This is a genomic window from Oribacterium sp. oral taxon 102 (genome assembly GCF_013394775.1).
GTDB lineage: Bacteria > Bacillota > Clostridia > Lachnospirales > Lachnospiraceae > Oribacterium.
Genome location: NZ_JABXYT010000001.1, coordinates 1038886 through 1062852, shown reverse-complemented (window position 1 = coordinate 1062852; position 23967 = coordinate 1038886). Strand labels below are relative to the sequence as shown.

The 23967-nt window shown below is 56.3% G+C and carries 18 protein-coding genes and 1 other annotated feature; of the genes, 3 read left to right on the top strand and 15 right to left on the bottom strand.

The genetic code is table 11. The annotated features are described in order from the left end of the window. Nucleotides 1–21 precede the first annotated feature (21 nt). Complete coding sequence (locus tag HW273_RS04860; RefSeq protein ID WP_179010707.1) at nt 22–1575, top strand: Y-family DNA polymerase; 1554 nt, start codon at nt 22–24, stop codon at nt 1573–1575. Further along, the gene (locus HW273_RS04855; RefSeq protein WP_179010706.1) at nt 1572–1799 is read left to right on the top strand and encodes a hypothetical protein; all 228 of its coding nucleotides are present in this window, start codon (nt 1572–1574) and stop codon (nt 1797–1799) included. Before HW273_RS04860 ends, HW273_RS04855 begins: the two co-directional genes overlap by 4 nt. Here the strand turns inward: HW273_RS04855 and HW273_RS04850 are convergent. The 4 genes from HW273_RS04850 to leuB all read right to left on the bottom strand — a co-directional run bounded on the left by HW273_RS04850 (nt 1796) and on the right by leuB (nt 6503). Further along, nucleotides 1796–2611 (bottom strand): ABC transporter ATP-binding protein, encoded by an 816-nt coding sequence (locus tag HW273_RS04850; RefSeq protein ID WP_179010705.1) that lies wholly within the window; start codon nt 2609–2611, stop codon nt 1796–1798. The two genes, HW273_RS04855 and HW273_RS04850, sit on opposite strands and share 4 nt — an antisense overlap. After that, entirely contained in the window at nt 2604–3548 is a 945-nt protein-coding gene (locus tag HW273_RS04845) for an ABC transporter permease (protein ID WP_179010704.1), read from the bottom strand. Before HW273_RS04845 ends, HW273_RS04850 begins: the two co-directional genes overlap by 8 nt. A 270-nt stretch (nt 3549–3818) precedes the next feature. Beyond that, entirely contained in the window at nt 3819–4931 is a 1113-nt protein-coding gene (locus tag HW273_RS04840) for an ABC transporter substrate-binding protein (protein WP_179012434.1), read from the bottom strand. A 112-nt stretch (nt 4932–5043) separates the two neighbouring features. Beyond that, nucleotides 5044–5284: a binding site (T-box leader), on the bottom strand. 124 nt (nt 5285–5408) lie between these two features. Then, entirely contained in the window at nt 5409–6503 is a 1095-nt protein-coding gene (leuB, locus tag HW273_RS04835) for a 3-isopropylmalate dehydrogenase (protein ID WP_179010703.1), read from the bottom strand. A 383-nt stretch (nt 6504–6886) separates the two neighbouring features. Between leuB and uvrB the strand changes: the two genes are divergently transcribed. Next, nucleotides 6887–8872: an excinuclease ABC subunit UvrB gene (gene uvrB / locus HW273_RS04830; protein ID WP_179010702.1), complete on the top strand. Its 1986-nt coding sequence runs from the start codon at nt 6887–6889 to the stop codon at nt 8870–8872. 58 nt (nt 8873–8930) lie between these two features. Here uvrB and HW273_RS04825 read toward each other — a convergent pair whose 3' ends face one another. The 11 genes from HW273_RS04825 to yfbR form a co-directional block, all read right to left on the bottom strand. Next, nucleotides 8931–10019 (bottom strand): PucR family transcriptional regulator, encoded by a 1089-nt coding sequence (locus HW273_RS04825; protein ID WP_179012433.1) that lies wholly within the window; start codon nt 10017–10019, stop codon nt 8931–8933. Nucleotides 10020–10276: 257 nt separating this feature from the next. Continuing rightward, nucleotides 10277–11389: an ABC transporter ATP-binding protein gene (locus HW273_RS04820; RefSeq protein WP_179010701.1), complete on the bottom strand. Its 1113-nt coding sequence runs from the start codon at nt 11387–11389 to the stop codon at nt 10277–10279. A gap of 487 nt (nt 11390–11876) precedes the next feature. Next, nucleotides 11877–12530: a trimeric intracellular cation channel family protein gene (locus tag HW273_RS04815; protein ID WP_179010700.1), complete on the bottom strand. Its 654-nt coding sequence runs from the start codon at nt 12528–12530 to the stop codon at nt 11877–11879. Between the two features lie 264 nt (nt 12531–12794). Continuing rightward, nucleotides 12795–15428 (bottom strand): pyruvate, phosphate dikinase, encoded by a 2634-nt coding sequence (gene ppdK, locus HW273_RS04810; RefSeq protein WP_179010699.1) that lies wholly within the window; start codon nt 15426–15428, stop codon nt 12795–12797. Between the two features lie 202 nt (nt 15429–15630). Further along, the gene (locus HW273_RS04805; protein WP_179010698.1) at nt 15631–16332 is read right to left on the bottom strand and encodes a response regulator transcription factor; all 702 of its coding nucleotides are present in this window, start codon (nt 16330–16332) and stop codon (nt 15631–15633) included. 43 nt (nt 16333–16375) lie between these two features. Beyond that, on the bottom strand, nt 16376–17425 hold the full coding sequence (locus tag HW273_RS04800; RefSeq protein ID WP_179010697.1) for a sensor histidine kinase: 1050 nt from the start codon (nt 17423–17425) through the stop codon (nt 16376–16378). Between the two features lie 337 nt (nt 17426–17762). Beyond that, nucleotides 17763–19157, bottom strand: a complete 1395-nt coding sequence (locus HW273_RS04795; protein ID WP_179010696.1) for a glycine--tRNA ligase — start codon at nt 19155–19157, stop codon at nt 17763–17765. Between the two features lie 169 nt (nt 19158–19326). Beyond that, nucleotides 19327–20820, bottom strand: a complete 1494-nt coding sequence (locus tag HW273_RS04790) for an AAA family ATPase (protein WP_179010695.1) — start codon at nt 20818–20820, stop codon at nt 19327–19329. After that, nucleotides 20817–22280 carry a vWA domain-containing protein gene (locus HW273_RS04785; RefSeq protein ID WP_179010694.1) on the bottom strand — a complete coding sequence of 488 codons (1464 nt, stop codon included), beginning with the start codon at nt 22278–22280 and terminating at the stop codon, nt 20817–20819. Before HW273_RS04785 ends, HW273_RS04790 begins: the two co-directional genes overlap by 4 nt. 115 nt (nt 22281–22395) lie before the next feature. After that, the gene (locus HW273_RS04780) at nt 22396–23280 is read right to left on the bottom strand and encodes a leucine-rich repeat protein (RefSeq protein WP_179010693.1); all 885 of its coding nucleotides are present in this window, start codon (nt 23278–23280) and stop codon (nt 22396–22398) included. A gap of 45 nt (nt 23281–23325) precedes the next feature. Further along, on the bottom strand, nt 23326–23964 hold the full coding sequence (gene yfbR / locus HW273_RS04775; RefSeq protein ID WP_179010692.1) for a 5'-deoxynucleotidase: 639 nt from the start codon (nt 23962–23964) through the stop codon (nt 23326–23328). Nucleotides 23965–23967: the final 3 nt, after the last annotated feature.

The following is a 23967-nucleotide window of genomic DNA, read 5'->3' as shown; positions in this document are numbered from 1 at the left end:
AAGGAAGCAAACATCCCTGCCATGCACACAGAAAAAAGTTCAATCGAATCCCCCGAAGGACGACGCTATCTCGCGATCGATCTGAAGTCCTTCTATGCCTCCGCAGAATGTGTAGAGCGGGGGTTCGACCCTCTCACAACCTGCCTCGTTGTCGCGGATCCCAGCCGCACAGAGAAGACAATCTGCCTCGCCGTCACGCCCGCACTGAAGCAGATCGGCATTCCCGGACGCCCGCGGCTCTTCGAGGTCGTCGAGCAGGTACGGCAGTTCAATGCCGGACGGCGCAAAAACGCCGGTTCGAGGGGCTTCCTCGGCAGTACCGAAGACATCGCCGAGCTCTCCCGGAATCCATCGCTTTCTCTCTGCTACCACACGGCGCCGCCGCGCATGGCACATTATATAAAGACGAGCTCCAAGATCTACAATATCTATCTGAAGTACCTCTCTCCCGACGATATCCATGCCTACTCCATCGACGAGATCTTCGCGGATGTCACAGGCTACCTCCGCACCTATGGCATGAGCGCGCATGCGCTCGCAATGACAATGATCCGGGATGTCCTGCAGCAGACCGGGATCACTGCAACCTGCGGCATCGGAACGAACCTTTACCTCGCGAAGGTCGCAATGGATATCGTCGCGAAGCACCTCCCCGCAGACAAGGACGGCGTCCGCATCGCAGAGCTTGATGAGCATTCCTACCGCCGTCTTCTCTGGACGCACCGGCCGCTGACCGACTTCTGGCGCGTCGGGTGCGGCTACCGGAAAAAGCTGGAAGCTCTCGGGCTCTACACCATGGGCGACATTGCCCGCTGCTCCGAGGGCGGCGCGCAGGACTTCTACAATGAAGAGCTGCTCTACCGAAGCTTCGGCGTCAACGCAGAGCTGCTGATCGACCACGCCTGGGGCTATGAACCGACCCGTATCTCCGATATCCGGAGCTACCGTCCCGCTATGCACAGTCTGAGTTCCGGACAGGTTCTGTCCAGGCCCTACGGCTTGAAGCAGGCGAAAACCGTCCTGCTGGAAATGGCGGACGCACTGGTTTTCGAGCTTCTGGAAAAGAAGCTGCTGAGCGATCAGCTCGTCCTCAGCATCGGCTATGATATCGAGAACCTGCAGGATCCTGTGCGCAGGGCACAGTATCACGGGCCGATCGAGCAGGATCGCTACGGCAGAGCAGTTCCCAAGTCATCCCACTCCTCTCAGAATCTCGGATGTTATACCGTTTCAAATCGGAGGATTCTGCACGCCGCCGCGGCGCTATTCGACCGCATCGCAGAGCCGGGTCTCCTGATTCGCAGAATGTACCTCGTCGCAAACCACGTCCGCCGTGCAGGGGAGCTACCGCAGGCTCCCGCCTTCGAACAGCTTACGCTCTTCACGGACTACACCGCACAGGAGCAGGCACGGCAGGAAAATGATAAAAACGAAAAAAAAGAGCAGAGCCTGCAGCAGGCAATGCTCTCAATCAAGACCCGTTACGGAAAAAATGCGGTGCTGCGCGGTCTCAACTACCGGGACGGCGCTACGATGATCGAACGAAACCGGCAGATCGGAGGCCATAAGGCATGAAAGAGGAGCGAAAAGACGATAAAAAAGACTTTCCCTATGAGGATATTCTTTTCCATCCGCATCATCAATCCCCTCGACATCCCCGAATGTCTCTCCGGGATCGTGCCGCGCAGTTTGCGCCCTTCGCCGCGCTGAACGGCTACGACGAGACACTGCAGGAGACTGCCGCCAGGCGGGAAGCGCTGGAGGACGCATTCCCGGGCATGGAAATCGAGATCTGCTAGATTCCCTCCTTTGTAGAGAGCAGGATGCGGTCATTGTTGAACTCCCTGCCTGCTCCGCTGGCAAAGCGCTCCAGCAGCGTCTGCACTGTCATTTCCGCCCGCTCCGCTCCGCTGACATCCAGTACGATCTCCCCGGCATTCATCATCAGGGTGCGATTCCCGAGCTCCAGCGCCTGATTCATATTATGCGTGACCATCAGGCAGGAGATCTGCCGCTCCCGGATGATGCGCTTCGTCAGATCCAGCACCTTCGCCGCCGTCCCCGGATCCAGCGCCGCCGTATGCTCGTCCAGCAGCAGCAGTCTCGGCGTCACCATCGTCGCCATCAGGAGCGTCAGTGCCTGTCTCTGTCCGCCGGAGAGCAGCCCGACCGGCTGTGTCATCCGATCCTCCAGCCCCATATCGAGCAGGCTGAGCTGCTCCCGGAACCTCCGCCTGTCCTCCCGGTTCACTCTGCTGAATACCGCTCTCTTATGCTCCGAGGCACGCAGATACGCCACCGAGAGATTCTCCTCTATCGTCATATGCGGCGCGGTTCCCATCAGCGGATCCTGGAAGAGTCTGCCGATCTGCCTGCTGCGGATATGCTCCGGCAGGAAGGTGATATCCTCTCCGTCCAGCTCGATTGAGCCCTGATCCGTCAGGAAGCTGCCTGCGATGGCATTGAAGAGTGTGGACTTCCCTGCGCCATTGGAACCGATAATGCTCGCGAAGTCCCCATCCTCCAGACTGAGACTCAGCCTGCACAGCGCTTTTTTCTCATTTACCGTCCCCGGGTAGAAGGTCTTCGAAATATTCCGGATTTTAAGCATGACTTCCTCCCCGCTTCCGCTCCCTGATGGATTTCCTTTTCTTGTATTCCGCCTGCAGCATCCTCTTCGCCGCCGGCGCCGCAATGGCAAGCGCGACGATCAGGGCGGAAACCAGCTTGAAGGCTTCCGTCGGCACCCTGAGCCGCAGTGCGATCGCCATGATGAAGCGGTAGAGACAGGAGCCCAGCACCATGCTGAGGATCCTCACAGACATTCTCCCCCTTCCGAACAGCGTCTCCCCGATCACCAGAGAAGCGAGTGCGATCGTCACCATTCCGGTTCCCAGATTGATATCCGCCGACTTATTGTACTGCCCGATCAGTGCGCCTGCGAGTCCGGTCAGTGCATTGGAAAGGCAGAGCCCAACCGTGATCGTAAACGCGGGATTGATCGAAGAGGCACGAACCATGGCAGGGCTGTCCCCTGTCGCGCGGATGGAAAGTCCGAGCCGGGTGCTCAGGAACCAGTGGAGTCCCGCACAGACGAGGAGCAGCAGCGCCGCCAGCAAAAGGAGGGTACTCCAGTCCGCCCAGAATGCGCTTTCATTCAGCCCCTTAAACAGGGAAAAGATCGTATCCGTGCCGAAGATCGAGAGGTTGGAGGAGAAGCCCATCACTGCCAGATTGACAGTATAAAGTCCTGTATTCACGATGATGCCGGCAAGGATGCTCGCCACGCCGAAGCGGGTCTGCAGGAGCGCCGTGAGGAAACCGGAGCCGATCCCCGCCGCCATTGCAGCAAGAATGCCCAGGAGAGGGTGCCCGGCGATCGTAACGACCGCTCCTGCAGCGCAGCCCAGCGTATAGCAGCCGTCTGTCGAAAGATCGCAGATATCCAGTATACTGAAGCTGATGAAGAGAGAGAGCGCCACAAGAGAGTAAATCAGGCCCACCTCCAGCGCTGTCCGAATGATACCTGCCGTCAGAAATCCTGTCATAAATCCTCCAGAATATGTAACAATTTGTCCTGTCAGATGCCAGAATGTCCGCTCATGCAAGCATGGCAATTCCATTCTGTCACCTGCGTTCCAAATAAGTCCCTGCGGCACTTCGCCGCTTCGCTGCTACCGTGCCGCAGCAAACAGTTATTCGCAAATCGCGCCGCTCTCTTCATTCGCAGCGCTTTTTTGCTCATCCCTGTTGTCCTGTCAGATGCCAGAATGTCCGCTCATGCAAGCATGGTGGACATTCTGGCGCCTGACAGGGACTTATTTGGCAAATTCCTTCTTTGTCTGCGTCTCCACGATTTCGGTGCAGTAGGGCGCGAACGCCTTCCTGATCTCCGCGTCGTTCATGCCGAGCTTGTCCAGCGTTTCCGTATTGATCGTCGCGATGCCGTTGTCGAAGGTCTGTACGGCAGTCTCTGCCGGTACGGCGCCTTTATCGAGAATTTCCGCCACCATATCCGCCGTAGCCCTTCCTAGCTTCGCGTAATCCACTCCATAGCCTGCGAAAGCCCCGTTCAGCGCGAAGGAATCCGCGCCGCCAAAGTGCGGGATCTTCGCATCCTGCAGCTTCTCGAAGAAAGCAAGCTCCGCCTTTTGTATCGTATTGTCCGTCGGCGTAAATACCGCATCCACCCCTTCCGCGATCAGCGCATCCACCGCCTGTGAGACCTCGTCGGTCGTCGTGCCGGTTTTCTCGATATACTTCACGCCCTTCGCATCGAGATACGCCTTCGCTGCTTGGATCGGCGCCGCAGAGGCATCCTCGCTCTTCGAATAGAGCAGTCCCACATAGTCGGTATCCGCATTCGCCGCGAAGATCAGATCCATGATTGCATCCGTATTCAGGAAGTCCGAGGTTCCCGTGATATTCTTCCCCGGCTTCTCCATGGAATCCACCAGCTTCGCCGAAACCGGATCGGAAACTGCGGAGAATACCACAGGGATATCCATCCCCTCCGTCGCTGCCTGCACAATCTGTGCCGCCGGTGTCGCGATCGGTACAATGACATCGACCCCATCCGCGAGAAGCTGCGCTGTCATCTGGTTCAGTACACTGCCGTCTGCCTGTCCGTTCAGCCTGTAGTCCGCATAGTCGAACTTCACCCCGTCTCCGGAAAGGCTGTCCAGCTCAGCGCAGAGATTGTCCTCTATCTGGTTCAGCGAAGGATGATCCACGAATTTCAGGATGCCTACCTTATAGACCTTCCCCTCTCCTTCTGCCTTAGAGGGCTCGGCACTGCTCTCCGTTCCCGCAATCGCCGCCGTGCTCTCTGTCTCTGCTGCTGTGCTTGCCGCGGGCGCGCTGCCGCCGCAGGCTGTGAGCACCGCCGCTGCGGATACCATCGTAAGCGCTGCCATCATCGTCTTCTTCATCATCGTTTCCTCCTTTGGAATAAAGATACTCGCTGGAGTCCGCCGCACAGCCCCGCCTGCCCCGTCTCCCTCCTGGATCAGAAAAAGGGCCCGCCTCACATAGACTATGTCTACATGAGACGAACCCTGAAAGTCCGCGGTGCCACTCATCTTGCCGAAATCAATCGACCTCTTTCGTATACCAGCATATACGCTGCCTGATAACGGTGCAGAACCCGTCGTCTCCTACTTGATCGCTCTTTCTGAGACGCCCTCCAGAGTCCATTCACCTATCTCATCCGTACCGCACTCCCACCACCGGCGGCTCTCTGTGACTTCTTCAATAGACTACTACTCTCTGTCATCGGTTTGGTATTTAATTTTCTGTACTGTAGCACTTTCTCAGAGGCTTGTCAATCGGATTTTCAGAAACTTTTCGCCACCCGCTTCGCTGCTTATCGCAGCCATTCCTGACAGGAAACTCTGCCGGCACCTGCCTTAGATTTGCTCTGCGATCCTGTCTCCCATCTCGCTGGTGGACAACACACGCTGGCCGCCAGCGCTGTCCCGCTCCGCGATATCTCTGGTACGGAAGCCCCTCCGCAGCGCCTCCTCCACTGCCTCCTCGATGCATTCCGCCTCTGTCGTGAGATTCAGAGAATAGCGGAGAAGCATCGCTGCAGAGAGAATCGCCGCGAGCGGATTCGCGACATTCTGTCCGGCGATATCCGGCGCGGATCCGCCGCTCGGCTCATAGAGCCCGAACGAATCCTCCCGGAGCGACGCCGACGGCAGCATCCCGAGAGAACCTGTGATCTCCGCCATCTCGTCCGAAAGGATGTCTCCGAACATATTCTCCGTCACGATCACATCGAACTGTGCGGGATCCCGCACCAGCTGCATGGAGGTGGAATCCACCAGCGCATGGCTGAGACGAACAGAGGGATAACGCGCGGCCTCCTCCGTGAGCAGCCTTCTCCAGAGCCTGGAGGAAGCCAGCACATTTGCCTTGTCGACAGAGCAAAGCCTGCCCTCCCGCTTCTCGGCGATTTCGAACGCCTTCCGCGCGATCCGCCGGATCTCGCTCTCCCTGTAGCACAGCGTATCCGTGGCTACGAGCTCCCCGTCCAGCTCCTCTGTACTGTGTGTACCGAAATAGATCCCTCCGGTCAGCTCCCGCACCATCATCACATCGAAGCCCCGCTCCGCGATCTCCGTCCGAAGCGGGCAGGCGTTCCGAAGCTCCGAATAGAGCTTCGCCGGACGGAGATTACAGAAAAGCCGAAGAGACTTTCGAAGCCGAAGAAGCCCCGCCTCCGGCCGTCTCTCCGGCGGAAGCTCATACCACAGAGATTGCCCGACTCTGCCGCCGATGGCCCCCATCAGCACCGCATCCGCTCTGCAGCAGCGCTCAATGGTCTCCTCCGTCAGCGGCTCTCCATAGGCATCGATCGAGCAGCCTCCGATCAACAGCTCCTGAAAATGAAATTCATGTCCGAAGCGTACCGCCGTCCTTTCCAGCACCTTCCTCGCCTCTGCGACGATCTCGGGTCCGATCCCGTCTCCGGGAAGCATAATGATGTCTGCCCTCATAGCCTGCTCCTGTCCTGTATGATCTATACTTATATCGCCGCGACGGTTCGCCACGGTATGTTCGTATACCGGCAGGAAAACCTCTTCCCCACCCCGGCATACTCTGCCTTTCATTTTTTCATATCACCGAAGATTATAATATCCTATAGTTATATCATAGTCAAGCAGCGAAAGCGCATCCCGGACATTCTCCCCAAGCTGTCCCGAAGCACTTCCCTTCCACCCGGGACTATGCTATATAGTATAGGTAAAAGCTCAGGGAAGCATTGATTTATTCATGAATCGCCTGCCGACTCAATCAATGCTTCCTTCGGCACGACAGATATAATCAGAGTGACGGGGCTGCATGCCCATTTACGAAAACGTAACAGGAGGATTCCCTCATGGAATTCAAGCTGCACAGCGACTACGCACCCACCGGCGACCAGCCGCAGGCGATCGACGAGCTGGCCAGAGGCTTCACGGATGGAAACCAGTTCGAGACCCTGCTCGGTGTTACCGGCTCGGGAAAGACCTTTACCATGGCGAATGTGATCCAGCGATTGCAGAAGCCGACGCTCATCATCTCTCACAACAAGACGCTGGCCGCGCAGCTCTACTCGGAAATGAAGGAATTCTTCCCGGAAAATGCCGTAGAATACTTCGTCTCCTACTACGACTACTACCAGCCGGAGGCGTATGTTCCCTCGACAGATACCTATATAGAGAAGGACTCTGATATCAATGATGAGATCGACAAGCTGCGGAACTCTGCCATGGCATCGCTCTCCGAGCGGCGGGATGTTATCGTCGTCGCCTCCGTCTCCTGTATCTATGGACTCGGCGCACCGGAGGAATTCCTGAACATGGCAGTCTCTCTCCGCCCCGGGCAGCAGAAGGAGAGAGATGCTCTGCTCCGCCAGTTGATTGACATCCAATACAACCGGAATGACATCGACTTCCGAAGAGGCAGCTTCCGCGTCATGGGGGATGTCGTCGATATTTTCCCCGCATCGGAGAGCGAACAGGCTTACCGCATTGAATTCTTCGGCGATGAGATCGACCGCATCCGGCTGATCGACCCGCTGACCGCGAAATCCAAGGCAATCCTTTCCCACGCGATGATCTATCCGGCGAATCCCTATGTCGTCTCACAGGAAAAACTGACGCTCGCCTGCAAAAATATCCTCGCAGAGATGGAGGAGCGCGTCCGCTACTTCAAAAAAGAGGATAAACTGATCGAAGCGCAGCGCATCGCGGAGCGCACGAATTTCGATGTGGAGATGCTGAAGGAAACCGGCTTCTGCTCCGGTATCGAGAACTATACGCGGCATCTGAATTTCGCCGAACCCGGAGAGCCTCCCTATACACTGATGGACTACTTTCCGGAGGACTACCTCATCATCGTGGACGAGTCGCATATCAGCCTGCCGCAGATCCGCGGAATGTACAACGGCAATCTCTCCCGCAAAATGACGCTGGTGGATTATGGCTTCCGGCTTCCGTCCGCACTGGACAACCGTCCTCTCAGCTTCGGGGAATTCGAGCAGAAGATCAATCAGCTTCTCTTCGTCTCCGCGACACCGGGAGACTATGAAGCAGAGCACGAGCTGCTCCGAACCGAGCAGATCATCCGTCCGACAGGTCTTCTGGATCCGGAGATCAGCGTGCGCCCGATCGACGGGCAGATCGACGACCTGATTGCAGAAATCCATCGGGAAACCGCGAAGAAAAACAAGATCCTCGTCACCACTCTCACGAAGAAGATGGCGGAGGATCTCACCAAGTATCTGAAGGAATCGGAAATCCGGGTGAAGTATCTGCATTCGGATATCGATACGCTGGAGCGCGCCAGCATCATCCGGGATATGCGGCTCGATAAATTCGACGTGCTGGTCGGCATCAACCTGCTCAGAGAGGGACTGGATATCCCGGAAATCACGCTGGTTGCGATTCTGGATGCCGACAAGGAGGGCTTCCTCCGCTCGGAGACCTCCCTGATCCAGACCGTCGGCAGAGCGGCACGAAATGCCGAGGGACACGTTATCATGTATGCCGATCACATCACGGATTCGATGCGGCGGACGATAGAGGAGACAGAACGACGCCGCGCGCTCCAAATGCAGTACAATGAAGCACACGGAATCACGCCGACAACCATCCGAAAGGCAGTCCGCGACCTGATCGCGATCTCACGGGCCGCAGATGCTGAGGATGCGAAGGGCATCCGTAAGGATCTTGAGTCCATGAACCGGCAGGAGGTCGAAAAGCTGATCCGAGAGCTGACGAAAAAAATGCGTGCTGCCGCGACAGAACTCAACTTCGAGGAAGCAGCGCTTTACCGCGACAAAATCGAAGAGATCCGTAAGCGCAGGGAAAAAGACCAGTAAAGCTGTTTCTCCATGAATCCGTAAGCCCCGCTCTGCTTCAGCAGAGCGGGGCTTATTATCAGAAGTCTACCGTCTCCATATACTTCATATACTTCACAACCATCAGTGCGATCTTGAAGGTGATCGCATCGTCGAATACACGGAGATCCAGTCCCGTGGAGCGCTCCAGCTTGTCCAGACGATACACCAGTGTATTTCTATGGATATAAAGCTGGCGCGAGGTCTCGGATACATTCAGGTTGTTCTCGAAGAACTTGTTGATCGTAGCGAGCGTCTCCTCGTCAAACTCATCCGGAGAGATATCGGTAAAAATCTCCTTGATGAACATCTTGCACAGCGGGATCGGAAGCTGATAGATCAGACGCCCGATGCCAAGGGAATTGTAGGCAATGATGTCCTTGTCCACATAGAAGATCTTCCCCACCTCCAGCGCCATCTTCGCTTCCTTATAGGAACGGGAAACCTCCTTGATCTCATTGACGATGGTTCCGAAAGAAACCTTCGCCTGAATCATTGCCTCCGTGTTCATCATATCGAGCACCGTCTCGGCAACCCGCATCAGATCCTCATAGCTCTCCGTCGGCTTCAGCTCCTTGACGATGATGACATTCTTTTCATCCACCGCCGTCACGAAGTCCTTCGTCTTCACGGCAAAGAGGGTCTTCAGTGCTTCCAGTGCCCCGCTGTCCGCCCCGTTCTTCGTCTCTACGATGAAGACCGCACGGCGAACACCGATATCGATGTGAAGCTTCTTCGCCCGGTTATAGATGTCCACCAGCAGAAGGTTGTCCAAAAGGAGGTTCTTGATGAAGTTATCCTTATCGAATTTCTCCTTGTACGCCACGAGCAGCGTCTGGATCTGAAACGCCGCGAGCTTTCCGACCATGTAGACATCGTCCGTATCCCCGCGCGCGATCAGCACATACTCCAGCTGATGCTCGTCAAAGATCTTGAAGAACTGGAAACCGCCCGCCGCCTGTGAATCCGCCTGCGAATTTGCAAAGGAAACCACCATGTCCCCGATCTCCTGCTCCTCGGCAAGCGTAGACGCGAGTACCTTTCCGTCAATGTCCGCAATCGCGATATCTACTCTTGTAATCCCCTTCAAGGAATCGATCGTACCTTGTAAAACCTGATTTGAAATCATCTGTGCTCCAATCTGTACAAAACCATCCGTTTTCCACATCATCTTTTTCATAATATACTCATTTTTCTTTTTTTTTTCAACCTCTTCCCTCGCTTCTCCGAAAAATCTCTCTGTCCCGTTTCAGCTCCAAATACCGGAAGTACCGGCTTCAGCAATAGTATAAGTCCTGTGCACTGCCGCACAGGACTTATACAGTAAGGGGCGGAACCTCTCGCCGGTTCCGCCCCTTCAGATCTGTTTTATTCTGCTTCAGCAGCTCAGTTTGTGATTGTCTGCTCTGTTTCCTTATCGAAGATATGGATCTTGTTCTCGTCGATCGCGAACTTCACCGTATCGCCTGTTCTCGCCTTCGTCTTCGGATTGACTCTGGCCGTCCAGGAAGCGTCTCCGAGATCGAAATAGAGAAGAGTTTCCGCACCAAGCATCTCATATACGCGAATCTCTGCGGAAATGATGGACTTCGCGTGCGCTGCGAGGCTCTCGTCGTCATCGTGGATATCCTCCGGACGGATGCCGAGGGTCACGGTCTTGCCGATATAGCCCTTATCCTTCAGAGACTTCGCCTTCTTCTCATTCAGCGCGATCGTATGTCCTGCGAAGGTCAGCGTGACGTCTCCGTTCTCCTCCTTGCACTCTGCATCGATCATATTCATCTGCGGAGATCCGATAAAGCCGGCAACGAACTTATTGCAGGGCGTGTCGTAGAGGTTCTCCGGCGTATCGACCTGCTGAATCACACCGTCCTTCAGTACGACAATGCGGGTGCCGAGCGTCATAGCCTCGGTCTGATCATGCGTAACGTAGATAATGGTCGTCTCGAGAGACTTATGCAGCTTCGCAATCTCTACTCGCATCTGCGCGCGGAGCTTCGCATCCAGGTTGGAGAGCGGCTCGTCCATCAGGAATACCTTCGGTCTGCGGACGATCGCACGTCCCATAGCAACTCGCTGTCTCTGTCCTCCGGAAAGTGCTTTCGGCTTTCTGTCGAGCAGATGCTCGAGATCCAGAATTCTCGCTGCCTCGTGCACCTTCTTGTCGATCTCGTCCTTCGGCACCTTGCGGAGCTTCAGACCGAACGCCATATTATCATAAACGGTCATGTGCGGGTACAGCGCATAGTTCTGGAATACCATCGCGATGTCTCTGTCCTTCGGCTCCACATCGTTCATTCTCTTGCCGTCGATGTAGAGATCGCCGTCACTGATATCCTCAAGCCCCGCTACCATACGGAGCGTCGTGGATTTGCCACAGCCCGACGGTCCTACGAAAATGATGAATTCCTTATCCTCAATCTCCAGGTTGAAGTCCTTAACCGCTACGAAGCCGTTAGGGTACTTCTTAACCACATTTTTAAGCTGTACACTAGACATATCTCTTCTCCTTTTAGTAAAGCAATGCTGCTCCAATAGAAAATATTTTTTCTATATCTTGTCAGTTATTTTATTATTTTGCAAACGAATTCTCTACGGAACAAATTCCGAAAAAACAAGAGGAAAATTGGACATGTTGTGCTGTTTCGCTTTTATGTTTGTTAATTCGTACAAAATTTCTTTCCCAATCAATCGGATTGGCGCCAATTATTCGTAATCCTGCCCAGCATCTGCAGGCGGCTGCGCGCTTTTCCGCCCTTTTTTCCGCTATTTTGTGAGATTCCCACAACTTACTTTTCTTTTCCTGCCGGAATCCTCCAGCGGAAAGGACAGCTTTCACAATTCCTCACCCTTTTCCGGTCTATACTTCTCCATTCCATAAATTCCAGAGCCACACATCCCAGCTTCCCTCCTCCCCCCTTTCCCGGCAGCAGCCGCACAAGCCTCTGTATACGGGAGGGAAGGAAGCTGTCTCCGGTCGGAATTGTCAGCTGTTTCGGCTCACCCGCGGCAGATTCAGGCACTTTTTCGTCGCATAAATCCGGATCGCGAAAACCAGCGTCACGCCAAGAACGGACGCCTCGCCGCCCGGCAGCCCGTATAATACAAAAAGACAGTAGCAGAAACTGCCGAGAATGGACGCAACCGCATAGATGTGCCGTGTGAGGATCACAGGCTTCCGCCCCGCGATGGTATCCCGGATGAGTCCTCCTCCGACACCGGTCAGCATTCCCATGAAAACCAGCAGATAGATATTCTCACCGCCAGCCGCCTGCATCGCCGTATGCGCTCCGGTGACGCTGAAGAGACCAAGACCCAGCGAATCCACCACATTATTGATCGCTGCGATTCTTCCGCTGTGCCGGAAATAGTAATCTCTATGCGTATAGGCTATGATGAAGACCGCCGCGGAGCTCGCGAGAGAGGCGATGATGCCCGGATAGTTATAGAAATTTGCGGACGGGAAGAGCCCCAGCAATACGTCCCGCATGACACCTCCTCCCATTGCCGTAATCAGCCCCAGCAGCAGTATGCCGAATAAATCGACCTCTTCCTCCACTGCAATCATCGCTCCGGAAATAGAAAAAGCGATGATCCCCGCCATTTCCACGATGCCTGATATCGTTTGCAGATTTCCCATACTCCTGCCCCCCACCGGAAATAGTTGATTTCCTCTGTCGGATGTCATTTTTTATTGTTCACTCCGATTAAATCGGAAAAGATACGTACCAATAGGCGTGATGCCGCAAAAGCGTGCGGAACAGCGGTACGTAAGGAACAATCCCGTGACAGCTTCCGCCGGATTTCATCATTCTGTAAGCTTCGATCCGGGATTGAAGCTGAAAGGGGTGCCGGATTCCTCCGACACCCCCTCTTATCCTATACGCTCCGGCCGCAGCTCCCCTCAGGCTCTCGGGTTCTTGATCTCTGCCTGTGCAGCAGCAAGTCTCGCTACCGGCACGCGGAACGGCGAGCAGGACACATAGTCCAGTCCGATCCGGTGGCAGAACTCTACGGAAGACGGGTCTCCGCCATGCTCTCCGCAGATACCGATATGCAGCTTCGGATTCACCGGTCTGCCCAGCTCGATCGCCATCTTCATCAGCTTGCCGACGCCCTCCTGATCCAGCTTCGCAAACGGATCCGACTCGAAAATCTTCGCATCGTAGTACGCGTTCAGGAACTTTCCGGCATCATCGCGGGAGAAGCCGAAGGTCATCTGTGTGAGGTCATTCGTACCGAAGCAGAAGAAATCCGCTTCCTTCGCGATCTCATCTGCGGTCAGGCAGGCTCTCGGGATCTCGATCATGGTGCCGACCTGATACCTGAGTGCTACGCCGGCAGCCGCGATTTCCGCATCCGCAGTCTCTACCACGACCCTCTTGACATACTTCAGCTCCTTGAGCTCGGTAATGAGCGGGATCATGATCTCCGGCTCCACCTTCCAGTCCGGATGCTTCTTCTGTACATTCAGCGCCGCACGGATCACAGCTCTGGTCTGCATTGCGGCGATCTCCGGATAGGTTACCGCGAGACGACAGCCTCTGTGTCCCATCATCGGGTTGAACTCATGCAGGGAGACAATGATGTCCTTGATCTCCTGTACGGTCTTGTTCTTCGCCTTGGCGAGCGCCTCGATCTCCCCCTCCTCGGTCGGCACGAACTCATGCAGAGGCGGATCCAGGAAACGGATGGTCACCGGATTGCCCTCCAGCGCCTCATAGAGCGCCTCGAAGTCTCCCTGCTGGTACGGAAGGATCTTGGCGAGCGCCTCCTCTCTCTCCTCTACCGTATCGGAGCAAATCATCTCACGGAAAGCTGCGATTCTCTCCGGATCGAAGAACATATGCTCGGTACGGCAGAGACCGATACCCTCAGCGCCGAGCTCTCTTGCCTTCTTCGCATCCGTCGGCGTATCCGCATTGGTACGCACGCCGAGCTTACGGAACTTGTCCGCCCAGCCCATAATACGTCCGAACTCTCCGGCGATTGTCGCATCTACCGTCGGGATCAGCCCGGCATAGATTGCACCCGTCGTACCATCGATGGAGATCTCAGAGCCCTCGGTGAAGGTCTGTCCGCCGAGTGTGAAGCGCTTGTTCGCCTCATCCATGACAATGTCGCCGCAGCCGGATACACAGCAGGTTCCCATTCCGCGGGCAACCACAGCCGCATGGCTCGTCATACCGCCGCGCACGGTCAGGATTCCCTGTGCGGACTTCATGCCGGTGATATCCTCCGGAGAGGTCTCCAGACGAACGAGAACGACCTTCTCGCCTCTTGCAGCCCATGCAGCCGCATCATCTGCTGTGAAAACCGCCTTGCCGCAGGCTGCGCCCGGAGATGCGCCGAGTCCTCTGCCAAGCGGCGTAGCTGCCTTCAGTGCCTTCTGATCGAATTGCGGGTGGAGAAGCGTATCGAGGTTGCGCGGGTCAATCATGGCAACCGCTTCCTTCTCGCTTCTCATGCCCTCATCCACGAGGTCGCAGGCGATCTTCAGCGCTGCCTGCGCGGTTCTCTTGCCGTTTCTGGTCTGCAGCATATAGAGCTTGCCATGCTCCACTGTGAACTCCATGTCCTGCATGTCTCTGTAATGCTCCTCGAGAGTCTTGCAGACCTCGACGAACTGACGGAATGCCTCCGGGAACTTCTGCTCCATCTCACGGATGTGCATCGGGGTACGCACGCCTGCTACAACGTCCTCTCCCTGCGCATTGGTCAGAAACTCGCCGAACAGCCCCTTGCTTCCGGTTGCCGGATCTCTCGTGAAGGCAACGCCGGTACCGCAGTCGTCGCCCATGTTTCCAAACGCCATGGACTGTACGTTGACAGCGGTTCCCCAGGAATACGGGATATCGTTGTCGCGGCGATATACATTGGCACGCGGATTGTCCCAGGAACGGAACACCGCCTTAATCGCACCGTAGAGCTGCTCCTTCGGGTCGGTCGGGAAGTCTGCGCCGATTTTCTCCCTGTACTCTGCCTTGAACTGGTTCGCAAGCTCATGGAGATCCTCTGCGGAGAGCTCGACGTCGAGCTTCACACCCTTCTCCTCCTTCATCTTGTCGATCAGCTCTTCGAAATACTTCTTGCCGACCTCCATTACGACATCGGAATACATCTGGATGAATCTTCTGTAGCAGTCCCATGCCCAGCGAGGATTGCCGGACTTCTCCGCGATGACCTTGACGACCTCCTCATTCAGACCGAGGTTCAGGATGGTGTCCATCATGCCCGGCATGGAAGCGCGCGCACCGGAGCGAACCGATACCAGAAGCGGGTTTTCATGGTCGCCGAACTTCTTGCCGGTGATCTCCTCCATCTTGCCGATGTACTCATTGATCTGTCCCATGATCTCGTCGTTGATCTCACGTCCGTCCTCATAGTACTGCGTGCAGGCCTCGGTCGTGATCGTGAAGCCCTGCGGCACCGGAAGTCCGATATTCGTCATCTCCGCAAGGTTCGCGCCCTTACCGCCGAGCAGCTCGCGCATATCGGCATTTCCCTCTGTGAACAAGTAAACCCATTTTCTAGCCATTCTCATCCTCCATCTAAAATCCTGATCAAATGATGATTCCTTCTACAAAATCACCAAAAAGATTATACGTGACAGAAGCATTTTAGTAAAGTGCGAAGATAGATGTAAGCGTTTCCAAACAATAATTTCGGCATATACGGAAGAATATTCGGAAAAAGCCGCCTGCATTTGTCAGCGCTTTGCCCACACCATTCCCGCACGCTCAGACCTTGAACCGGTAGCCGACACCCCAGATCGTCTCGATATACTGCGGCCGTGCGGCATTGTTCTGCTCGATCTTCTCGCGCAGCTTCTTGATGTGCACCGTCACCGTTGCGATGTCGCCGACAGAGTCCATCTTCCAGATCTCGCGGAACAGCTCTTCCTTGGTATAGACATGGTTCGGGTGAGACGCGAGGAAGAGCAGCAAATCAAACTCTCTCGAGGTGAAGCCCACCTCCTCATTGTTGACCCAGACGCGGCGCGCCGTGCTGTCGATGCGAAGCCCGCGAATCTCTATCGTGCTGTTCTCCTCCCTGCCGGAGCCCAGCAGCCTCTCGTAGCGGGAGAGGTGCGCCTTGACGCGTGCCACCAGCTCGCTGGCGGAGAAGGGCTTCGTCATGTAGTCGTCCGCCCCGAGTCCCAGCCCGCGAATCTTGTCAATGTCGTCCCGCCGCGCAGAGACCATCAGAATCGGGATGTCCTTCTGCTCCCGAACCTCACGGCAGATCTCGAAGCCATCCTTCCCCGGCAGCATCAGATCGAGGATCAGGAGATCATAGTCCTGCTCGAGCGCCCGTCTCGCCCCTTGCTCCCCGTCCGCCTCGATATCCACTAAGAAGCCGGAAAGCTCGAGATAGTCCCGTTCCAGCTCAGCGATGCTCTCCTCATCCTCCACAATCAGAATTTTCTTTTTTTCGTCCATTTTCTTCCTTTCCGGGCACCGTTCCCGATGCCGCCGTCCTGTCTCAGCTCTCGAAGTCCCTTCGCCCGATGTATTTCCGAAGCACGAAATGCAGAGTCGTTCCCTTCCCCGGCGCACTGTTCGCCCAGATCCGTCCGCCGCTGTCCTCGATGATTTTCCGAACGATAGAAAGCCCGATGCCGGAGCCGCCCTTCGTAGAATTCCGCGAAGAATCGGCACGGAAGAAGCGTTCGAAAACATAGGGGAGGTCCGCCTTCGCGATCCCCCTCCCGTTGTCGGAGAGCGAAACCTCTACGAAATCCCCCGCGTCCTTCAGGACGATTCCGATCTCCGGCGCAGCCTTATCCATATATTTCACGGAATTGGAGATAATGTTGCTGATGACCTTCCTAAGCTGCTCCGGATCGGCAATGATCTCCACCTTTTCCTCCACCCCGTTCTCATAGTGAAAACGCCAGCCCCGCGACTCCATGTCCAGCCCGATCTCCTCGGCGCAGTCCGAGAAATACGCCGCGACATTCAGGTGTTGGAAATTGTACGGGATCTTATTGGTCTCGATCTTCGCATAGTAGTTCAGCTCGTCGATCAGCCGATTCATCTCGTTCGCCTTACTGCAGATGGTCTGCAAATATTTCTTCTGCCGCTCCGGGCTCTTCGCAATGCCATCCAGTATTCCTTCGGAATAGCCCTTGATCGTCGTGAGCGGCGTCTTCAGATCGTGGGCAATGTTGGAGATCAGCTCCTTGTTCTCGAGATCATTCCGGATCTTCTCCTCCTGCGTCTCCTTCAGGCGCATCCGCATCTGCTCAAACGCCTGCATCAGTTCGCCGAACTCGTCGTTCGTCTCCGCCTCCAGTGTGAAATCCAGATCTCCACCCTCGATCCGCTGTGCTGCGTCCTTCAGCTCCCCCACCGGCTTCAGGATCCCGCTGTAGATCCACGCGACGAAGAAGAGCCCGACGAACATCAGAATGACGACGTTGGTCGTCATCGTCGTGAAGCCCCGAAAGGAAAGGTACATCAGAAAAATCGGCACGACCGTGCTCAGTCCGAAGCTGACCGCCAGTCTGCCGATCAGACTCATAGAACGCATTGACGCCTCCTGTAAATTAGGAAAACACTGATTAAATCGGAAAAGTTACGTGCCAACAGGCGTGATGCTGCAAAAGCGTGCGGGACGCCGGTACTTAAGGAAACACTGATTAAATCCGAAAAGCTATGTGCCAACAGGCGGGATGCTGCAAAAGCATGCAGGACGCCGGTACTTAAGGAACACGAGTGGAACGAAGTGTGAATTTAGTACCACCGCGTGGAGCCCCGAACCGGGCGCAGATACGGAAAGGGAGAGCCGAACCCGCCGTCCCGCTCCCCCGTATTCCCTGTCAAGCCCCTTGTCCGCACAGCAAAAAGGCAGCAGTTCAGGTAAGCCTTCAGAAAGCGAGCTTCTCCTCAAAGTATGCCTTGAGCTCCGAGATAGCTACCCGCTCCTGCTTCATGCTGTCTCTTTCCCGGACGGTCACGCAGTGATCCGTCTCCGAGTCGAAGTCGTAAGTCACGCAGTACGGCGTCCCGATCTCATCCTGTCTTCTGTAGCGCTTGCCGATATTTCCTCTGTCGTCGAACTCCGTATACCAGTACTTCGAGAGCTCCTCGTGAACCCTCTCCGCAGAAGCGGAGAGCTTCTTGGACAGCGGAAGGATGCCGATCTTTACCGGCGCCAGCGCCGGATGGAAGCGCAGCACGGTACGCTCGTCCCCACCCTCCAGCGTCTCTACATCGTAGGCGGCGCAGAGGAAGGCGAGCGTCACACGGTCTGCTCCGAGAGACGGCTCCACGACATAGGGCAGATAATGCTCGCCGCTCTCGTCGTCGAAATAGCTCATATCCTCGCCGGAAACCTCCTGATGGCGGGAAAGATCGTAGTCCGTCCGGTCGGCGATGCCCCAGAGCTCGCCCCAACCGAACGGGAAGAGGAACTCGAGGTCTGTCGTCGCCTTGGAATAGAAGGACAGCTCCTCCTTCTCATGATCGCGGGCGCGCAGCATCTCCTTCGGCATCCCGAGGGACAGCAGCCAGTTCTGACAGAACTCCTTCCAGTACGCGAACCACTCGAGATCGGTATTGGGCTTGCAGAAGAACTCCAGCTCCATCTGCTCGAACTCTCTGGTGCGGAAGGTGAAGTTGCCCGGTGTGATCTCATTCCGGAAGGACTTGCCGATCTGTCCGATGCCGAACGGAAGCTTCTTTCGGGAGGTTCTCTGTACATTCTTGAAATTTACGAAGATGCCCTGCGCCGTCTCCGGGCGGAGGTAGACCGCGTCCTTCGCGTCCTCGGTCACGCCCTGGAAGGTCTTGAACATCAGGTTAAACTGTCGGATACCGGTGAAGTTGTGCTTGCCACAGGTCGGACATGCCACCTGATGCGCAGCAATGAACTGCTCCATTTCCTCTCTGGACCAGGCGTCCACGGAGCCGGAAAGCGCGATGGCATGCTCTGCCGCGAAATCCTCGATCAGCTTGTCCGCACGAAATCTCTCGTGACACTCCTTGCAGTCCATCAGCGGATCGGAGAAGCTGGAGAGATGTCCGGAGGCGACCCAGGTCTGCGGATTCATCAGGATCGCGCAGTCGATGCCGACATTGTACTTCGACTCCTGAATGAATTTCTTCCACCATGCCTTCTTGACATTATTCTTCAGCTCGACGCCGAGGTTGCCGTAATCCCAGGTATTGGCAAGTCCGCCGTAGATCTCGGAGCCCGGGTATACGAAGCCTCTGGACTTCGCGAGAGAGACAATCGTTTCCATTGAATAGTTCTTTGCCATGTTTTCCTCTTTCTGCCGCCGGAGTGCGGCGTAGGATCCATCCTCGTAATGCTGCCCTGCCCGAAGGACAGGAACGTCTATAGATTTTACCTCTTATACAGCAAAAAATCCAGTCCCTTCCCCGAACAGCGCCAACGGCTCCTTCCGCTGTGTTCCCATCCTCCCTGCTTCACAGCAGCATCTCCTCTATCTCCCTGCGAAGCTCTGTTTTCCGATCCTGCATCAGCAGGTAGCGGTTGTATTTGTAATAGGCGTCGTTTCCGACCTCGCTGAGGAATTGCAGGCTGTAATAGGCGGAGGACAGCTCCGAGAGGAAAAGCACCAGCTCCTGCCCCTCCCCGAATGTCCGCCGGATGAACTCAAAAGCATTCGTGAGTCTGTCGCCGCTCTCTCGAATCTGCCGCTGCCGCTCTGCCTCCCTCTCTTCGAAGCATGCCTTCAGGAAATCAAAGCTGTACTCTCCCTGCGTGACCAGCTCCCTTTCGAGCTCCTCCAGCAGGCTCTGGCTAAGCGATTCCAGCCTCTCCTCCGTCCGGTCGAGCGTCTTCGTGCGCTTTCTCGCCTCCCGCCGCCGCACTCTCTCCTCGATCGTGCTGCGGAGAAGCGTTCTGACCTCCTGTCCCTCCTTTGCCATGGCACGGATCGACTTCAGCTCTGAAAACACCAGCCGATAGACGTTTCTGTCCTCCGCATAGCGGCGAAACGATCGGTTCAGACTGTCAAGCAGGAGAGACAGCAGGGACAGCTTCTCATCAAAGGGCGCATTCAGAATCGTCGTCGTGTCCTCCGGGAAGCTTCCGCCCAGTATCTCCGGGATGCGGTATTTGTTCCGGTATTTCTGATAGAGCTCATAGTAGAGCGCGAAGTCCCGCGCGATCTCCCGATCCGCGACATACTCCGAAACCAGCTCCTCCGTAATCGGAAGCTTCATTTCCTCATAGACCTGAAGAATGCGGGACAGATCCTCCCAGCCCCGCGCCGTCACGAAGCGCTTCCCCTCGATCTCCTGCTGCACTCGATAGAAATGATCCTTCTTGATTTCGAGGTAGGCAAGCACCGCCCCGTGTATGCCGGCACGGTAAGCATATTCCTTCCATACCCCGAAATCCTCATCCACACGGAGCAGCCGCACGCGATCCAGCGTCGCGATATCGAAGTCCCGCACCGAACGATTGTATTCCGGCGGATTCCCCGCCGTGACAATGACGAAGCCCTCCGGCACATGATGCATGCCGAAGGTCTTGTATTGCAAAAACTGCAGCATCGTGGGGGACAGTGTCTCCGATACGCAGTTGATCTCATCCAGAAAGAGAATCCCCTCCCGCACGCCGGAGCGCGCAATGCTGTCATAGACCGCGGCCAGGATCTCCGACATCGTGTATTCCGTAACCGAATATTCCTGTCCTCCATATTCCCGTCTGGAAATATACGGGAGCCCGATGGCGGACTGCCGGGTATGATGGGTGATCGTGTAGGATACGAGATTCAGATTAAGCTCCTCTGCGACCTGCTCTATGATCGCTGTCTTGCCGATCCCCGGCACACCCAGCATGAAGATCGGGCGCTGCTTCTCCATCGGAATCCGGTATGCTCCCGTCTCGTCCTTCCGGAGATATGCCTGCACCGTATGAATAATCTCCTGTTTCGCCTCTTTGATATTCATAGATATAACCTCAGCGCCCAGTCCGGGGCGTCCTCATCACTGTAATCCTCGTCCTTCGGAAAGACAAACGCCGTCCGGTAGGGCGTCGGTCTCTGCGGATAGCTGCCGTAGCCGTCCGTAAAGTACAGAAGCCCCCGAAGCCCCGAAAGTCTCCCGTCTCGCATCCGCCTCTCCACCTCCGAGAAGACCGGACGGAAGTCTGTTCCGTAGCCGCCCCGGAGAGAAAAGCCTCTGCTGTAGTGCTCCAGCTCCGCAACATCGTGAAGCACGATATCCTGCCGGATGCGGTCATCGCATTCCAGAATGTGAACCTCCACCCTCCGGAAAAATCCGTCCCTGTCCGAAAGGATTCCCGCCGCCTGATTCAGAAACTTCTGCACCAGTATATCCTTGCAGGAGGCGCTGGTGTCGATGGCGAGAACCAGCTTCTCGATTTTCCGTGCGTCACGGTATTCGTTCTCCTCAATCAGCGGCATATTGCCATAGATCGTCATGCCGTAATGGTAATATGCATAATCGAAGGAATCCGGATCGATCCGAAGCTCCTCCCGCTCCACCATCAGATACTTAAGAAAATCCCTGAAGTCCGGATAGCGCTTATATTGCAGCTCGAGCTGCCATTGCAGACTCCCGAGCTCCGTCCCTGCCTCAGATCCCAGCGTGCGAAGCTCTGACTTCAGCCGCTCTCCGTCCTCTCTCCACTGCTCCTCCCGCTCTCTGCGCCGCGTCCGGGCGCGGGCGGCCCCTCCGCCCTCTCCTTCCTTCCCTTTCTCCTCTTCTCCCGGCTCCTCTGTCACATCACCGTCGCCTCCGTCTCTTCCCTCTTGCTGCGGCGCATCCCGGCTCTTATCTTCCTCATCCACTCCCCCCGCACTGTCCTGCGGAGATGCCGCGCCCTCCGGCAGCTCCTGCTCCCCCTGCTCTCCCGGCAGTATCCAGAACTGATGATCATCCTTCGTGAACTCCTGCTGCAGGGCATGGAGCTCCGCCGTCTCCGGAGGCGCGGAGAGAAAGTGCCGGTAAAGCCGCTCTGCCGTCAGCACCCGGCAGCGCGCCGTCAATGTCTCATAGCTCTGCTGACGGAACGCACCCGGCGGACGATGAATGAGCGCATAGTCCATCGAATCCAGCACTGACTCTGCATGGATATCACAGGCGAGGTTCCAGAGCGCCGCCTCCCTGCCATCCCCGCTGTAAAGGTGCCGGAACAAACAGTGCAGGAGGAGGTGCAGGTAGAGCCGGTTCAGCTTCTGCGGACTCTCGATGAAGAGATGAAGCAGAAACTCCGGATTGAAGCGGATCCGCTCCCCGTCGGTACCGACGCGCTGCGTCCGCAGATCCATCTCATAGGAGAGACTGTTCAGCGGACGCGCCATGAAGCGCATCGCGAGAAGCAGCTCCGTCCGGGACTGGTTCAGGATCTGCTTCCCCATCCTGTCCAGCGCAAGTCTCGTCTTCATCCTCTCCCCCTTTCCAATGCTCTATCGTCCTTTGTTCCGGCTGTTTCGGCGGACTGTACGATCCCACCACCGGTACGAAACGAAGTATCGGTACCAACCGAACCACCGGTATCCCCTACAGCACAAACGTTTCCGGCGCGCTTCGCCGCATAAAGTGCGCTTCCCGATAGTTCAGCAGCACAGCCGTGAGCTCCGCAAGCCTCCGCTCCGCACAGAACGGCAGCGCTGCTGCGATCCCCTCCTCCGTCAGAAGCCCCTCCCGGGCGAGAAAACGAATCGATGCCTCCTCTCCCTCTGCAAGGAGGAGGGACAGCAACGCGGCATTCCGCTCCATCAGATAGGCTCTATACGGAAGCGCCGCCTCCTCCGAGAGCCGGTAGGGGTAACGCAGCCTGGAAAGGGCGATCCGCGCGGCAATTGCCAGCGCCTCATGCTTCCCCCGTTCGAATATCCTGTCATACTGCCGGAAGTCGAGCTCTGTACGCTTCACGGTCTGCCGGTACATATATCCGCTGCCCTCGATCCGCTCATGCAGTGCCCTCGCATAGGTGTCCTCCTCGAAGTCATCCGCGAAATCCGGAAAATACAGCTCCGCCTCCTGTCCATCGGGAAAATGCAGATGACAGCGAATTCCCCCGTCATGATCCCCCAGAAGCTCCTTCAGGAGACGGAAGTCCCCCTCGCGGAAGTCGATCTCGATTTCCCGCAGTGCCTCGCAGAGCTTCAGAACGCCGTCATGGTAATCTCTCACCGAATCACTGAGAGACAGATGCCGGAGATTCCGGCAATTGTAGAAAGCAAAGGCATGAAGCTCCCGCACAGAGGGCGGGAGGCAGATCGAAAGGATATCCTGCCGCCGCCAGAAGGCGCGCGCCGCGATCACACGAACCGGAAGATCCGAAAGCCGCTCCGGAATCTCCAGATATTCGATCCTGCCCTCATAGCCCCTAAGCTCTATATAGGGCTCCGTCCCCTCTTTTATCTCGTATACAAAGCCCATGCGTTTTCGCGGTTTCCTTTCTCTTCCCTCCGGAATGCCGAACTCTCACGCCCCGGCATCTCCGGGCTCCCCTGCATCCGCCTGCGCACCGAGCTCCAGCTCGTCCAGCGTCCTCCCATAGGATGGGAGGAAGTCCCTGAGGAAGTCCCGAAGCTCCGGCAGCTGCTCCTGCCGCTCCTGAATATCCTCCCAGATCGTCTGCTTCGCGCTTCGGAACTCGGTATTTCCGGCGCGCTCCTCCTCGATGCACTTAATATAGGCGGAGAGGCGGTCCGCCGCCTTGACCACGCTTCGAAGATAGCGCTCCTCCTCCGAGTCCTCCGAAAAAAACAGTTCCTGATAGAGGGGCCGGAGATCCGCCGGAAGACGTTTAAGGAGCTGCCGCTCCGCCCGTCTCTCGACCTCCCTGTACGCCTCCTTGATCTGGCGGCTGTAGTACTTCACCGGAGTCGGCAGATCCCCCGTGATGATCTCCGAGGCATCATGATACATCGCGAGCACCGCCGCCCGATCGATCGATGCCGTCCGCCCGTAGCGAACCCGTCCGATCCCGGCAATCGCGTGCGCAAGCATCGAAACCTCCAGACTGTGCTCGCTCAGATTCTCCGCTCTGGAATTCCGCATCAGTGCCCAGCGTTCAATATATTTCAGCCGCGACATCGCCGCAAAAAAGGAAAATGACATCCC

Bases quoted from the DNA above. Each gene is read 5' to 3' on its own strand.
- HW273_RS04860 (WP_179010707.1), top strand. From the start codon at position 22: ATGCACACAGAAAAAAGTTCAATCGAATCCCCCGAAGGACGACGCTAT.
- HW273_RS04855 (WP_179010706.1), top strand. From the start codon at position 1,572: ATGAAAGAGGAGCGAAAAGACGATAAAAAAGACTTTCCCTATGAGGAT.
- HW273_RS04850 (WP_179010705.1), bottom strand. From the start codon at position 2,611: ATGCTTAAAATCCGGAATATTTCGAAGACCTTCTACCCGGGGACGGTA.
- HW273_RS04845 (WP_179010704.1), bottom strand. From the start codon at position 3,548: ATGACAGGATTTCTGACGGCAGGTATCATTCGGACAGCGCTGGAGGTG.
- HW273_RS04840 (WP_179012434.1), bottom strand. From the start codon at position 4,931: ATGAAGAAGACGATGATGGCAGCGCTTACGATGGTATCCGCAGCGGCG.
- leuB (WP_179010703.1), bottom strand. From the start codon at position 6,503: ATGAGGGCAGACATCATTATGCTTCCCGGAGACGGGATCGGACCCGAG.
- uvrB (WP_179010702.1), top strand. From the start codon at position 6,887: ATGGAATTCAAGCTGCACAGCGACTACGCACCCACCGGCGACCAGCCG.
- HW273_RS04825 (WP_179012433.1), bottom strand. From the start codon at position 10,019: ATGATTTCAAATCAGGTTTTACAAGGTACGATCGATTCCTTGAAGGGG.
- HW273_RS04820 (WP_179010701.1), bottom strand. From the start codon at position 11,389: ATGTCTAGTGTACAGCTTAAAAATGTGGTTAAGAAGTACCCTAACGGC.
- HW273_RS04815 (WP_179010700.1), bottom strand. From the start codon at position 12,530: ATGGGAAATCTGCAAACGATATCAGGCATCGTGGAAATGGCGGGGATC.
- ppdK (WP_179010699.1), bottom strand. From the start codon at position 15,428: ATGGCTAGAAAATGGGTTTACTTGTTCACAGAGGGAAATGCCGATATG.
- HW273_RS04805 (WP_179010698.1), bottom strand. From the start codon at position 16,332: ATGGACGAAAAAAAGAAAATTCTGATTGTGGAGGATGAGGAGAGCATC.
- HW273_RS04800 (WP_179010697.1), bottom strand. From the start codon at position 17,425: ATGCGTTCTATGAGTCTGATCGGCAGACTGGCGGTCAGCTTCGGACTG.
- HW273_RS04795 (WP_179010696.1), bottom strand. From the start codon at position 19,157: ATGGCAAAGAACTATTCAATGGAAACGATTGTCTCTCTCGCGAAGTCC.
- HW273_RS04790 (WP_179010695.1), bottom strand. From the start codon at position 20,820: ATGAATATCAAAGAGGCGAAACAGGAGATTATTCATACGGTGCAGGCA.
- HW273_RS04785 (WP_179010694.1), bottom strand. From the start codon at position 22,280: ATGAAGACGAGACTTGCGCTGGACAGGATGGGGAAGCAGATCCTGAAC.
- HW273_RS04780 (WP_179010693.1), bottom strand. From the start codon at position 23,280: ATGGGCTTTGTATACGAGATAAAAGAGGGGACGGAGCCCTATATAGAG.
- yfbR (WP_179010692.1), bottom strand. From the start codon at position 23,964: ATGTCATTTTCCTTTTTTGCGGCGATGTCGCGGCTGAAATATATTGAA.